This window comes from Patiriisocius sp. Uisw_017 (genome assembly GCF_047731265.1).
In the GTDB taxonomy this organism is placed as follows: Bacteria; Bacteroidota; Bacteroidia; order Flavobacteriales; family Flavobacteriaceae; genus Patiriisocius.
The window spans coordinates 3,718,053-3,731,399 of sequence record NZ_CP159835.1; the positions used below are offsets into that span (position 1 = coordinate 3,718,053).

At 32.5% G+C, this 13,347-nt stretch carries 15 protein-coding genes; 10 read left to right on the forward strand and 5 right to left on the reverse strand.

Features of this window, described 5'->3' with window-relative positions; all coding sequences use genetic code 11:
• Positions 1-138: 138 nt before the first annotated feature.
• The 10 genes from ABXT67_RS16800 to miaA all read left to right on the forward strand — a co-directional run bounded on the left by ABXT67_RS16800 (position 139) and on the right by miaA (position 8,355).
• Positions 139-786, forward strand: coding sequence for an FIST signal transduction protein (locus ABXT67_RS16800; RefSeq protein ID WP_415375183.1), 648 nt, complete (start codon positions 139-141; stop codon positions 784-786).
• A 43-nt stretch (positions 787-829) separates the two neighbouring features.
• The gene (locus tag ABXT67_RS16805; RefSeq protein WP_415377024.1) at positions 830-1,237 is read left to right on the forward strand and encodes an FIST C-terminal domain-containing protein; all 408 of its coding nucleotides are present in this window, start codon (positions 830-832) and stop codon (positions 1,235-1,237) included.
• A 96-nt stretch (positions 1,238-1,333) separates the two neighbouring features.
• Positions 1,334-1,699 carry an ATP-binding protein gene (locus ABXT67_RS16810; RefSeq protein ID WP_415375184.1) on the forward strand — a complete coding sequence of 122 codons (366 nt, stop codon included), beginning with the start codon at positions 1,334-1,336 and terminating at the stop codon, positions 1,697-1,699.
• Complete coding sequence (locus tag ABXT67_RS16815; RefSeq protein ID WP_415375185.1) at positions 1,672-1,989, forward strand: response regulator; 318 nt, start codon at positions 1,672-1,674, stop codon at positions 1,987-1,989. The genes ABXT67_RS16810 and ABXT67_RS16815 overlap by 28 nt, the downstream gene beginning before the upstream one ends.
• 204 nt (positions 1,990-2,193) lie before the next feature.
• Positions 2,194-3,078 carry a 3-hydroxybutyryl-CoA dehydrogenase gene (locus ABXT67_RS16820; protein WP_415375186.1) on the forward strand — a complete coding sequence of 295 codons (885 nt, stop codon included), beginning with the start codon at positions 2,194-2,196 and terminating at the stop codon, positions 3,076-3,078.
• A 110-nt stretch (positions 3,079-3,188) separates the two neighbouring features.
• Entirely contained in the window at positions 3,189-4,427 is a 1,239-nt protein-coding gene (locus ABXT67_RS16825) for a DUF1015 domain-containing protein (RefSeq protein ID WP_415375187.1), read from the forward strand.
• 18 nt (positions 4,428-4,445) lie between these two features.
• Positions 4,446-5,105, forward strand: coding sequence for a YggS family pyridoxal phosphate-dependent enzyme (locus ABXT67_RS16830; RefSeq protein ID WP_415375188.1), 660 nt, complete (start codon positions 4,446-4,448; stop codon positions 5,103-5,105).
• Between the two features lie 59 nt (positions 5,106-5,164).
• Complete coding sequence (locus ABXT67_RS16835; RefSeq protein ID WP_415375189.1) at positions 5,165-6,547, forward strand: exonuclease domain-containing protein; 1,383 nt, start codon at positions 5,165-5,167, stop codon at positions 6,545-6,547.
• A gap of 36 nt (positions 6,548-6,583) precedes the next feature.
• A complete protein-coding gene (locus ABXT67_RS16840; RefSeq protein ID WP_415375190.1) occupies positions 6,584-7,435 on the forward strand; it encodes an ion transporter in 852 nt (283 codons plus the stop codon).
• Positions 7,436-7,446: 11 nt separating this feature from the next.
• Positions 7,447-8,355, forward strand: a complete 909-nt coding sequence (miaA, locus tag ABXT67_RS16845) for a tRNA (adenosine(37)-N6)-dimethylallyltransferase MiaA (RefSeq protein WP_415375191.1) — start codon at positions 7,447-7,449, stop codon at positions 8,353-8,355.
• Between the two features lie 37 nt (positions 8,356-8,392).
• On the opposite strand, the gene ABXT67_RS16850 is transcribed toward miaA, so the two are convergent.
• The 5 genes from ABXT67_RS16850 to ABXT67_RS16870 all read right to left on the reverse strand — a co-directional run bounded on the left by ABXT67_RS16850 (position 8,393) and on the right by ABXT67_RS16870 (position 13,289).
• Positions 8,393-9,109, reverse strand: a complete 717-nt coding sequence (locus ABXT67_RS16850; RefSeq protein ID WP_415375192.1) for a response regulator transcription factor — start codon at positions 9,107-9,109, stop codon at positions 8,393-8,395.
• A 3-nt stretch (positions 9,110-9,112) separates the two neighbouring features.
• Positions 9,113-10,675, reverse strand: coding sequence for a sensor histidine kinase (locus tag ABXT67_RS16855; RefSeq protein WP_415375193.1), 1,563 nt, complete (start codon positions 10,673-10,675; stop codon positions 9,113-9,115).
• A 71-nt stretch (positions 10,676-10,746) separates the two neighbouring features.
• Positions 10,747-11,337, reverse strand: coding sequence for a dephospho-CoA kinase (gene coaE, locus ABXT67_RS16860; RefSeq protein ID WP_415375194.1), 591 nt, complete (start codon positions 11,335-11,337; stop codon positions 10,747-10,749).
• Positions 11,334-12,284, reverse strand: coding sequence for a hypothetical protein (locus tag ABXT67_RS16865; RefSeq protein ID WP_415375195.1), 951 nt, complete (start codon positions 12,282-12,284; stop codon positions 11,334-11,336). The genes coaE and ABXT67_RS16865 overlap by 4 nt, the downstream gene beginning before the upstream one ends.
• Positions 12,285-12,287: 3 nt before the next feature.
• On the reverse strand, positions 12,288-13,289 hold the full coding sequence (locus ABXT67_RS16870; RefSeq protein ID WP_415375196.1) for a glycosyltransferase: 1,002 nt from the start codon (positions 13,287-13,289) through the stop codon (positions 12,288-12,290).
• Positions 13,290-13,347 lie beyond the last annotated feature (58 nt).

Genomic DNA, 13,347 nt, shown 5'->3' on the forward strand with positions numbered 1-13,347 from the left:
TAATTGTTTGAAAGTTTGTTAAGTTTGTTAAGTTTAAAAAAACTTAATTTTTTAAACGAAATACATGTTTTTTGGATTATCTGCTTTCTATAATTAACCAATTATGCCCCTAAAATGAAAGTTATATAACTGTCTTTATTGAATTCTCTTTGGGACGCTACCCTGTCTTCAATTGTTATAAAACCTACCCTCTTACTACTTTTTGTTTCTTCATTATTTAAAGAAAAACAAGAATTAGTAGCAACTCTTATAAAACGATTTCCTAAAGCCACATTAATTGGATGTTCTATTGCCGGAGAAATTTCCGATGATAAAGTCTCAGACTATTCGGTTTCTTTAACTGCCATTCAATTTGAAAAAACAATGCATAAATTAGTAGACGTTGTTATTAAATATATGGAGCATAACTTTGATGCTAGCAAAGAATTAGCAAATAAATTAAAAGCTACAAACCTGAAGCACGTCTTGGTTTTAAGTGATGATTTAAATGTAAATGGAGCCGATTTAGTCTCTGGATTAAAATCTACCATACCAGAAGTTAGTATTACAGGTGGTCTTGCTGGTGATGGCTCAGATTTTAAAGAAACCTTTGTAATTGATAATAATAAAATTAGTGATAATTGTATCGCAGCGGTTGGCTTTTATGGAGATGATTTAAAAATTTGTTTTAGTTCAAAAAGAAGATGGGATAGTTTTGGAATAGAGCATTTAGTTACCAAGTCTAATAAAAATGTGTTGTGCGAATTAGATGGTCTCCCTGTATTAGAATTATACAAGTTTTTTTAGGTGATAATGCTATTAACCTGCCTAGCGCTGGATTATTATTCCCATTAAGTTTAGAGTAAATGAGTATGATCGTCCCGTTATGAGAACGATGTTAAGTGTTAATGAAAAAGATCAAAGCCTAACATTTACAAGTAATATTCCCGAAGGTGCTTATATGGGATTAATAAGAGCGAATGTCGATAGATTAATAGGTGGCGCAGAAGATTCTGCTAAAACAGCATTCATAAATAATATAAAGCCAGAACTGGCTATTCTAATAAGTTGCGTAGGAAGAAGACTTGTATTAAAACAATTAGTAGAAGAAGAGGTAGCAGCAGTTAAAGAGGTTACTGGCAAAAAATCAATAATTACTAGCTTCTATTCGTATGGAAAAATTGCACCTTTTGGAGAATTTTCTCCTTGTGAGCTTCACAACCAAACGATGACTATAACAACTTTCACTGAATGCTAAAAAGCAAACAGCATAGATTTTAAGGAGGCAATTTATTAATTAACGCATTTAAATTTACCTATGAAGGAGAAGTGTCTTTAAAAATTACAATTTAGTGTGTGTGATACAGGAATAGGAGTTTCATACAACAAACAAAAAGATATTTTTAAAAGTTTTGTTCAGGCAAATGACACTATATCTGCGCTTTATGGAGGGTCAGGCTTGGGCTTATTCATAAGTAAACAACTTTTACATATTCAAGGGAGTACCTTAGAGTTAGATAGTACAAAGTGCAAAGGATCTACTTTTTGGTTTGATATTACATTTCAACTTTCAAAAAAAGAAATTTGCTATAACTCGCATTTTGCTTTTTATACTAAATCACTAAAAAAGAGTGTTTTAGTGGTGGAATACAGTAAAATAAATACATTACTGCTAAATAAATTATTTAAAAAATGCAGGTTGATTTTATGTTTGCAATAAACGGAAAACAATTACTTGAAATCTATCAAAATAATCATTTCGACCTTATATTAATGGATCTACAAATACCCATACTTGATGGTTATGAAACCACAAGTATCATTAGAAAAATGAGTAACTCCAAAAAAGCACTAATACCAATTATTGCTTTGACAGCATTTTCTGAATCTGAAATTTTTGAAAAAACAGAACGCTACAAAATGAATGGATTATTAAGTAAACCATTTGATACAAATAAGTTACATGATTTACCAACTAGTTACAGTATTCCAAAAAATATTGAAAACTAAAACTTACATATCAAAATTTATAACTCTCATTTCAGTTAATTATTTAAATTTCAAAGTGTAAAAAACAGTTCCTATTCTAGGCAACTCAAACTTGTAAACTCCATCTATTCATGCTACTTTTGATAGTGTTATTTTTACACAAGACCTTCTTATAAAACATATTCTTTCTTATAGGTCGAGTTACAAACTTTAAAATATGACTTAATGAAAAACGTAGCTGTTATTGGTGCTGGTACAATGGGTAACGGTATTGCTCACACTTTTGCACAAAAAGATTACAAAGTTCAATTAATTGATATTTCTCAAACGTCTTTAGATCGAGGTATGGCAACAATTGCCAAGAACCTTGACCGAATGGTTGCTAAAGAGAAAATCACAGAGGCTGATAAACAACAGACTTTAATGAACATCACAACACACACCTCAATTGCTGAAGGAGTTAAAGGTGTAGGTTTAGTTGTTGAAGCTGCTACCGAAAATCTAGCGTTAAAGCTTAGGATATTTAAAGAATTAGATTCACTTTGTGCACCAGATACAATACTTGCGAGTAACACTTCTTCTATTTCAATCACACAAATAGGTGCGGTAACGTCCAGACCGGAAATGGTAATAGGAATGCATTTTATGAATCCTGTCCCCATTATGAAATTGGTTGAAATCATCAAAGGATACAGTACTAGCCAGGAAACATATAAAACGGTTGAAGAGCTTTCAAAAAAACTAAACAAAGTTCCTGTTGAAGTAAACGATTATCCTGGTTTCGTGGCCAACCGGATCTTAATGCCAATGATTAATGAAGCTATTGAAACACTATATAATGGCGTTGCAGGAGTTAAAGAAATTGACACGGTAATGATGTTAGGGATGGCGCACCCAATGGGGCCGCTAGCGCTTGCAGATTTTATTGGACTAGATGTTTGTCTTTCTATATTAAATGTGATGTATGATGGTTTCAAAAACCCAAAATATGCGCCATGCCCCTTATTAGTAAATATGGTAATGGCTGGAAAAATGGGTTCTAAAAGTGGCGAAGGGTTTTACGATTATTCTGAAAATAGAAGAGCAGAAGTTGTTAGCTCGCAGTTTTAATAATCAGTAGCAGTAGCAAAATTAAAACTTTTCATGCAATTGAAATAACACCCTCTTACTACTTGCTATTTAAATTTTGTGATTTATTTTTTTTGATTTGATTTAAAATTATGGCTAAAATAGTACCTTTTAGAGCAGTTCGTCCTGCAAGAGATAAAGTGAGTTTGATTGCTTCGCGGTCTTATGACAGCTACACTCATGAGCAACGAGAATCTCGTTTGAGGGACAATCCATTTTCATTTTTACATATTGTAAATCCTGGCTACAAATACCGCCAGCATTTGAGTGGTAAACAACGGTATAAATTAGTTCGAAATAGATATCAAGAATTTAAAGAAGAACATATTTTTATAAAAGACGAACAACCTTGTTACTATTGTTATAAAATAGTAAACCGAGATGGGCTCGTTTTCCATGGAATTGTAGCTGCAGCAAGTGCTCAAGATTATGAAAAAGGCATTATCAAGAAACACGAAGACACTTTACAATACAAAGAAAAGATCTTTGTAAAATATTTAAAAACGGTTGGCTTTAATGCAGAACCTGTGCTCCTCACCTATCCTGATAATCCAGAATTAGCAGCATTGATTAAAAAACTAATGGAACCGCGTGCGGAGTATGAATTTACTACAACCTATCGTGATACACATTATTTATGGCCAATTCACGATACAACTTCGGTTAAAAGAGTTTCTGAAATTTTTGAAGCGATGGAAAAAGTTTATATAGCAGATGGACATCATCGCAGTTCGTCTTCATATTTGTTAGCTAAAAATATGAAAGCCGAAAATAAAAATCATACCGGCAAAGAACCCTATAATTATTTCATGAGTTATTTAATCCCTGAAAGCAACTTGAAAATTTATGAATTTAATCGACTAATAACTACACTTAACGGATTGAAAAAAGAAGAGTTTTTAGTCCAATTAGATGAACATTTCCGCATTGAAAATAGAGGACTAGAATATTATAAACCCTCTAAAAAACATCATTTTAGCATGTATCTTGACGGTAATTTCTATTCCTTATACCTTAGAAAAAATTATTACAAAATTACAAATGCCTTGGACGCACTAGATACTCAAATCTTATATAAATTAGTTTTAGCTCCTATTCTTGGTATTAAAGACGCTCGCAACGATACGCGGATTGAATATTCCCATGGAAAAAACGACTTGGCCTTTGTAAAAACGGCTGTTGATAAAGGTGAGTTTGCTGTAGGTTTTGGATTGGTCCCAATAACCACCAATGAAATGAAACAAATTGCCGATGAAGGCTTAAAAATGCCACCAAAAAGCACCTATATAGAACCTAAATTGCGAAGTGGTGTAACCATTTACGAATTTTAATCCTCAAAACGTTAACTTATGCATATTGCAGAAAAAATAAAAGAATATACCACTTTACTTCCTTCAGCTATTTCGCTCATCGCTGTGTCAAAAACAAAACCAGTTGCAGATCTTATGGAAGCATATGAAGTAGGACAGCGAATTTTTGGAGAAAATAAAGTGCAAGAAATGACTTCAAAATGGAAAGAAATGCCCAAGGATATCGAATGGCATATGATTGGACATGTTCAAAGTAACAAGGTTAAATATATGGCTCCTTTCGTGGATCTTATTCACGCAGTTGACAGCTTAAAACTATTAAAAGAAATTAACAAGCAAGCTAAAAATAACGACCGAACCATTCGCTGCCTTGTACAAATCAAAATTGCTCAAGAGGATAGTAAATTTGGAATGTCCTGGAATGAAGCCTTAGAACTCTTAGCTAGTGAAACTTTTAAAAGTTTAGAAAATATAGAAATAGCAGGACTTATGGGAATGGCCACTTTTACAGAGAATACTTCTCAAATAGAACAAGAATTTAAAAAACTGAAAGGATTCTTCGACGAGGGCAAAAAGAATAATCCTTCATTTAAAGAGCTAAGTATGGGGATGAGCAGTGATTATAATATCGCTATTAAAAACGGAAGTACGATGGTTCGCATTGGAAGCGATATTTTTGGTGCTAGAAACTATAATTAGTTTATATTAGATTTTTTAAAGTAATTAATTGAATTTTTTAGGTTACAAACAAGATTTTATTGGAATACGCAATTTTAGACATAGAAACTACTGGAGGTAAATACAATGAAGAAGGCATTACTGAAATTGCAATCTACCGTTTTGATGGTGAAAAAATTATTGATCAATTTGCAAGCCTTATTAATCCCGAACGACCCATCCAGCCTTTTGTAGTAAACCTTACAGGCATTAATACAGAGATGCTTCGTAATGCTCCAAAATTTTATGAAGTTGCAAAACGAATTATCGAAATCACCAAAGATGCTGTTTTAGTGGCACACAATGCCAAATTTGACAATAGAATACTTTCAACAGAATTTGATAGATTGGGCTATAATTTTGAACAAGAAACACTCTGCACCGTTGAATTAGCAAAAAAGTTAATCCCTGATATGCCTTCCTATAGTCTTGGTAAACTAGTGCGAAGTTTAGGCATCCCAATTACAGATCGCCATCGCGCCCAAGGGGATGCAAAGGCAACCGTAACACTTTTTAAATTACTTTTACTTAAAGATACTGACAAGGAAATTGTCAAACAATTCGTCAAAAAAGACCCGAAAAAACAAGTAGATAGTAAGTTACTGAATATTATCAGAGAGGCTCCAACAACAACTGGGGTTTATTATATGCACCGCGAAGATGGTACTATCATTTACATTGGAAAAAGCAACAATATAAAAAAACGCATTACACAGCATTTTACTAGTGACAATAGAAAAAGTAAAGTAATACAACAAGAAGTAGCAGAGGTTACCTATGAAAATACTGGCAACGAATTGGTGGCACTTTTAAAAGAAAATGATGAGATTAAACGCCACAAGCCTAAACACAATAGAGCGCTTAGACGCACTGTCTTTCAATATCAACTAAGCACATTAGTAGACAAAGAAGGGTATATAAACTTAAAAATTGAAAAGTCTGATGCTCGAAAGAAGCCATTATTGACCTTCAGCAACTACCAATCTGTAAAAAATAGGATGGCAAATATTGTTGAAAAATATTCACTTTGCCAACGTCTAACCGGACTTCACACTACAACTGGCGCTTGTTTTAATTATACCATTAAACAATGTAATGGTGCCTGTGTGGAAAAAGAATCTGCTAAACAATATAACGAACGTGCTCAAGAATTTATAGATGCAACTAGCTATATTAATGAAAATATGTTGATTATTGATAAAGGTCGCGATGTAGATGAAAGATCTGTAATTTTAGTTAAGAATGGCGTTTTTAAAGGCTTTGGTTTTTATAGCCTAAATCATCAAATAAACAATCCTGAAATTTTGAAAAGTATTATTCGACCAGTAAGTAATAATAAAGATTCACAGCATATAATACAGAGTTATTTAAGAAAAAACAAAGTCATTAAAATCATGAAATTAACCACAGAAGATAGTATTTAGCATAAACTTACTTACTTTAGCTAGCAACAATTAGATTTGACTTCAACAAAAAATATTAGTTTACGCAATAAACTTCATACAATCATCTATGAGGCAGATACTCCTATGGGCAAGTTGTTTGATATCATCTTGCTCATTTTAATTGTGGTTAGCGTAATTTTTGTAATGCTGGAAAGTGTTAAAGGTTTTCCAGAATACATATACGACTGGCTATATTACGGAGAATGGGTAATTACAATTTTCTTTACATTCGAATATATTGCGAGGATTGTCACCGTTAAAAAACCTTCTACTTATATTTTTAGTTTCTATGGCATTATAGATTTACTTTCAACAATACCACTTTATCTATCGTTTATACTCGCTGGAACCAATGTACTACTTGCAGTAAGAGCCTTACGTTTATTAAGGGTATTTAGAATTTTAAAAATAGCAAGATATATAGGTGAATCTAACAAGCTTTCAAAAGCGCTTAAGGATAGTCGTCCTAAAATTTTAATCTTTCTTTTTGCTGTATTAATCATAAGTATCATTGCTGGTACGGTGATGTATCTAGTTGAAGGAGAAGAAAGTGGTTTTGTAAGCATCCCTGTAAGTGTGTATTGGTGTATTGTTACCTTAACTACTGTTGGTTTTGGAGATATTGCACCCGTTACTCCTTTCGGGCAATTTATAGCTGCGCTAATTATGATTATGGGGTACGGTATTATAGCGGTACCTACAGGAATTGTAAGCGCAGAATACACAAAAGCCATTAATGATGATAATCAAGATGACCCCAGTTATGTGCACGTAAACAGCCAATCTTGTGGTAACTGTAATGCTGAAACACATCGCGATGATGCTGAATTCTGCCATAAATGTGGATTCGAACTTCATCCAGAATAACTTTGAGACTAATGCAGAAGCCTTTATTAATATGTGTTGTTGGCCCCACAGCTATTGGTAAAACAACACTAGGCATACAAATTGCCAAAGCTTTTTCTACGGAAATCATTTCGGCAGATTCTCGACAGTTTTATAAAGAAATGACCATTGGAACAGCTGTACCTTCTGCGGAAGAATTAGCTGCGGTAACACATCATTTTATTCAGCACACCTCTATTTTTGAAAAATATACCGTTGGAGATTTTGAACGAGAAGCAATAAACAAACTAAGAGAACTTTTTAAAACTAGAAACATGGCGGTCTTAGTGGGTGGCTCTGGATTGTATATAGATGCTGTTGCAAAAGGATTGGATAAATTTCCAGAAATAGACCCTAAAGTTCGCGAAGAGTTGAATGCAGCATTAGAAAATAACGGGATCGAATATCTACAAAAAGAATTAGAAAAGGCAGACCCTACTACTTTTAAGAATATTGATATTAAAAATCCAAGACGTATCATTAGGGCCTTAGAAATATTTCGTTCTTCTGGGAAACCTTATTCTTCTTTTATAACGTCTCAAACCACACAAAGAGAATTCACAACGTTATATATTGGACTCAAAGCGGAAAGACCCTTAGTATATGATCGTATCAATCAACGAGTTGATACGATGTTAGCCGAAGGTTTACTAGAAGAAGCTGAAAGATTATTTCCTCACAAAGACCTGAACTCTTTACAAACAGTGGGCTACAAAGAATTATTTAATTATTTTGAAGATGCTATTTCAAAAGATGAAGCCATTGAAGAAATTAAAAAGAATACTCGGAGGTTTGCAAAAAGACAAGTTACTTGGTTTAGAAAAAATGAAGCAATACAATGGTTTGATTACAACTCTCCTATTGAGAATATACTGAATTATATTCAAAAAAAAACGCTCTAAACTAGAGCGTTTTTACATATATTACAGCTTTATAAAACTAATTTTTTACTTCGCTTTTTACCACAAGACGAAATCCCTCCCCGTGAATATTTATAATTTCAACATCGTCTTCCTGTCCTAGATACTTTCTTAATTTAGCAATATAAACATCCATACTTCTTGACGTAAAATAATTATCATCTCTCCATATTTTTGTTAAGGCCAGCTCTCTTGGCATCAAATCGTTTTTATGTAAAGCAAGGAGACGTAATAATTCATTCTCTTTAGGGGAAAGCTTCACTGGATCGCCATCATTATATGTTAAAAACCTTAATTTGGAATTCAAAAAGAAATTACCAATCTCAAATTCAAACTGTTTGCTATCTGCAACAGAATCAGTTGATTTTCTTTGAATGATAGCTTTAATTTTCATTAGCAGTACTTCACTATCAAAAGGCTTATTAAGGTAATCATCAGCTCCTACTTTGTATCCCTTAAGTACATCTTCTTTCATTGCCTTAGCAGTCAAAAATATTATAGGAATTTCTTCATTTTTTTCTCTAATTTCTTTGGCAAGTGTAAATCCATCTTTATAAGGCATCATTACATCTAGAATACAAAGATCATAATCATCCTTTTTAAATTTTTCAAAACCTTCCATTCCATTTTTAGCATGTGTAACGTTATAGTCGTTCATTGCCAAATAATCCTTTAGAACTGTTCCAAAATTTGGATCATCTTCTACTAGTAGTATTTTTTTATTTTCGGTTTCCATATATTAAGATATTAAGTGTAATTTTATAGTAAAGGTACTTCCTTTTCCTTGTTCGCTATCTACAGTAATTTTTGCATCGTGATCATCAAGAATTCTTTTTACATAAGACAGTCCGAGACCGTGGCCTTTAACGTTATGTATATCACCTGTTGAAACTCTGTAAAATTTTTCAAAAATTTTCTTTTGTTCATTTTTACTCATTCCAACACCTTGATCTCTAATTTTTAGTACTACCTCATTATTTGTATTTTCAGTAAACACATCTATTTTGGGTAGGTGTTCAGAATACTTCACGGCATTTTCTAATATATTAACAAATACATTTATCATATGAGATTCGTTTACTAAAACATCCCTTTTTAATGCTCCAAAATGAGTATTTATGTCTCCGCCACTATCTTCAACAATTAAACTAATGTGAGAAATTGAATCTTCAATAATGTCATGAAGATCATATTTTTCCTTAGGCAAGTCAAGTTCATTCTTCTCTAATTTAGATATTCTCAACACATTCTCTACTTGCTCATGCATTCTGTTATTCTCGTCTCGAATCATCCCCATATAACGGGTAAAAAAATCTTGATTTCCTTTAACTTTTGGGTTTTTCAAAGCATCTAGCGCAAGGTTAATCGTTGCAATTGGAGTTTTGAACTCGTGAGTCATATTATTGATAAAATCATTCTTTATCTGCGCCAATTGTCTTTGTTTAAAAATTTGAGAAATGGCACTGTAAAATGTGATAAAAATAACGCTAGTAAAGGTCAATGAAAGTATTGTCATCCCTAAAACAGAACTTAAAACATACTTGTCTTTCTCATAAAAATTAACATATAACTGATATTCCTTATTGAGATCATTATTATCAAAGAGCGGAACTTTAAATGTCGATTCTGGTGCAATCTCAAACTTCTTTGACCTTACTTTAGTAGCTAAATTATTGCTATAAACAGCGAACTGAAACCTTGCATTAACCCCTCTTACTCCTAATTCGTCTAAGATTACTTCTTCAATTTCTTCACTACTTACTCTTCTATGAATGGGTTCTGAGGTTGAAGTATTTGCAAAAAATGATTCAAACTGTGCACGCTCATATGGCTTTAACCTACTAAATGTTTCAGTTTTAATTTCTTGTGTACCACTGCCATCTATATTCTTAGAAATTTTAGTCGCTTTTTTCTTACTTGTAATCTTTTTGTATATAAGACTATCGAGATCAGAATTTAAAATACCAGACGACAGTTTATAATCTTCTTCCATTATTCCATCAGAGAAGATATAAGCATCATTTCCATCTTCACTATTTATCTTATAGATAAGCTCGCTAATACTAACATTTTGAACATCACCCTTTTCAGAAAGAATATCACTATAGAGATCAAAATACCGTTCAGTCTCGTTCAATTCAATTTCTGCTGAGCTATTAATTAAAGCTTGTCGAACATTAGAAATAAACTGACTTTCCTTATTATTATAAGAATTTGATATCCAATATGATTGAACAAAAATAATCCCCACCAGTGACAATGACATTAATGCTATCAACAAGCCAAAGAGCTTTTTATCCATTACTCAAAAATAGGATTTTAACATTTAGCTTAAGTTATGTTTAACCAAATGTTAACAGAAGGCAACTAAACTCAGGGAAATGAACTGTTCTTTATAAGGGCGTCAATTTGTAATACTTGAAGAGAAGTCGAATCAATGTCCATATTTTCTATATGATAGGTAGCTAATTTTAGTTTCTTTTCATCGTCCCATTGATGCTTCATTCGTGCGAGCACCTGTTCTTTTGAAGTATTATCTCTTTGCATCACCCGTTGTATTCTAAAATCCTGTGGTGCAGTAACTAAGATCGTAGCATCGCAATTTTTATAACTAGCATTTTCAAATATAATTGCAGCTTCTTTAATACAGTAATTTGCATTTTGCTTTCGGCACCATCTTTCAAAATGTGAAGCGACTTTAGGGTGAATAATATTATTTAATTCTGAGAGCAGTGAAGCATTATTAAAAACCTTATTAGCAATATACTTTCTATCGGGTCCCTCTTCATTATAGGAACTAACCCCTAATAATTCAATAACTCGTCGACGCACAATTTTAGAGCTAGTCAGGATTCTTTTAGCTTCAATATCAGCAATATAAACAGGAACCTTTAAGGCTTTAAACATTTTTGCCACAGTAGTTTTACCACATCCAATCCCCCCTGTAAGTCCTATAATTTTCATTTGAAAAGTAAAATATCAATTTTTTTTGTTTCCATTTCAATATTTAAAATCTCATTTGGAATTTCAATAAGTTCTGGAGTCATAAAATTATCTTCCTTGTTCCTTTTGTCATAGTCACAAATGATTTTAAAATCTTTTACCGAAATGGTATTAAATAAAGAAACAGGAACCGTAAAAGTTAATTTTATTGTCTTTGGAAGTAATTTAATTGTCCCCTCCATAGGTTGATTAATAACCTCTATAGGAATGCTTATTTCCTTTTGAGAGAATTCTTCAACATCTATAGATACTACAACATTTTTAGATTCAATTTTAATTTTTGCGGTGTCTATCTTTTGAAAAGCTAGTGTCGTAGTAATATCGTCTTCAATATTGTTTAAAGAGAGTATTTGTGTTTTAATTATTTGCAGCGTGTCTATATATTTTTTTGCCCCAGTAACGATTAGTGAGTCTGGCTCCAACTTTGGCCTTCCAACTTGCTGAAAACCATCTTTATATTTAATGTCAGAACTTAGTTGAATAGCAATTTTTTTGAAATTAACGGCATCTAATATAATCTCCAATTCTTGAGGCGATGTTTTATTAACGGTTCCTCCACTTTTTATTTGCTTTTGAATGAGCGGTGAAAGTTCCGTTTCACTAATAAAAACTTTTCTGGATTTAATATCAGCTATTTCAGACACATCAACATTAATTATTGGTCTTTTAAAATAAAGATATAGCAATTCAAATTTATTAGCAGAAACTGTGTACGAAATTTTTTTAGGATTATTATCCGAAAAAACTGTTCCTTGAGGAGCATTCGTATACAAAATAAATGACTGAAATGTCGCTGTATCTTGTTTTGAAAACTTGGTCAAAACCCAAAATACGGTAGCCAAAATCAAGAAAAAGAAAAATGCCTTTAACTTAGGATTCTTAAAAGGATTAATAAATAATTTAGCCATATACTATTTAAAAAAAAGTTGTGGGAATTGTATTTCTGGATCCCTTTTTAAAACACTTATATACCAATTTGATTTTAAGAAGCCCCAACCGTATCCAAAAAATTGAACAAATACGGAAACTACCACTAATAAAGAAATCTTTATATTCCCAATTTTATAGAATGAATGTACTACTAATATGATTAAATACGTGAGCAACGGCAGTAAAAAAAGCCAGGAAAAAATAAATACCAGTAGTATTGATAAAAGGACAAATAAAATAAATGACGTGGGGAACCAAAAGGTAAGCTTTGCTGCCCTAGGATGCCATTTTGTAAGTATTGGCCTTACCATCCCAAACTTTTCTACTTGAACCGCAAATTTATGTAATGAAATCCTTCGCTTATGAAAAACGGCAGCACTTGGAATAAAAGCTGTTTCAAACCCAACATTCTCTATTCTCAAAGATAGGTCTGGATCCTCTCCTGGGTGTATTTTTGAAAATCCCTTTGTTGTCTCGAAGGCCTTCTTTGATATTCCCATATTAAAACTACGGGGTTCAAACTTTTGTAATGATTTTTTACTTCCACGAATTCCACCCGTCGTTAATAACGACGTCATCGTATAGTTAATGGCTTTTTGAAGATTACTAAAACTTTTATGAGCTGTATCTGCTCCACCAAAACAATCTACAAAGTGGTTGTTTAAAAATTCGTCCACAACAATAAGATAATCCGGAGGCATAATAACATCACTGTCTAATATTATAAAATAATTTCCTTTAGCTCGTTTCATTCCATAGTTTCTTGAATCACCAGGACCAGAATTGGCTTTGGTGTAATAAGAAATAGTTAGTTCTTGGTTAAAATCGTTGACTACGCTTTCAGAGGTTTCAGAGGAACCGTCTTCAACAATAACAATTTCATATCCCTCTTCAAATTCTACGGAAGTAAAACTCTCCAGTAACTCTCTGATTTCATGAGGTCTATTGTATACAGGGATGATAAAAGAGTAGTTTCGTTTCATGGAGATAAAGTTATATAAAAAAACCACCTTAGCCGAGGCCAAGGTGGTTTTCAAAATA

Bases quoted from the DNA above. Each gene is read 5' to 3' on its own strand.
- ABXT67_RS16815 (WP_415375185.1), top strand. From the start codon at position 1,672: ATGCAGGTTGATTTTATGTTTGCAATAAACGGAAAACAATTACTTGAA.
- ABXT67_RS16820 (WP_415375186.1), top strand. From the start codon at position 2,194: ATGAAAAACGTAGCTGTTATTGGTGCTGGTACAATGGGTAACGGTATT.
- ABXT67_RS16825 (WP_415375187.1), top strand. From the start codon at position 3,189: ATGGCTAAAATAGTACCTTTTAGAGCAGTTCGTCCTGCAAGAGATAAA.
- ABXT67_RS16830 (WP_415375188.1), top strand. From the start codon at position 4,446: ATGCATATTGCAGAAAAAATAAAAGAATATACCACTTTACTTCCTTCA.
- miaA (WP_415375191.1), top strand. From the start codon at position 7,447: ATGCAGAAGCCTTTATTAATATGTGTTGTTGGCCCCACAGCTATTGGT.
- ABXT67_RS16850 (WP_415375192.1), bottom strand. From the start codon at position 9,109: ATGGAAACCGAAAATAAAAAAATACTACTAGTAGAAGATGATCCAAAT.
- ABXT67_RS16855 (WP_415375193.1), bottom strand. From the start codon at position 10,675: ATGGATAAAAAGCTCTTTGGCTTGTTGATAGCATTAATGTCATTGTCA.
- coaE (WP_415375194.1), bottom strand. From the start codon at position 11,337: ATGAAAATTATAGGACTTACAGGGGGGATTGGATGTGGTAAAACTACT.
- ABXT67_RS16865 (WP_415375195.1), bottom strand. From the start codon at position 12,284: ATGGCTAAATTATTTATTAATCCTTTTAAGAATCCTAAGTTAAAGGCA.
- ABXT67_RS16870 (WP_415375196.1), bottom strand. From the start codon at position 13,289: ATGAAACGAAACTACTCTTTTATCATCCCTGTATACAATAGACCTCAT.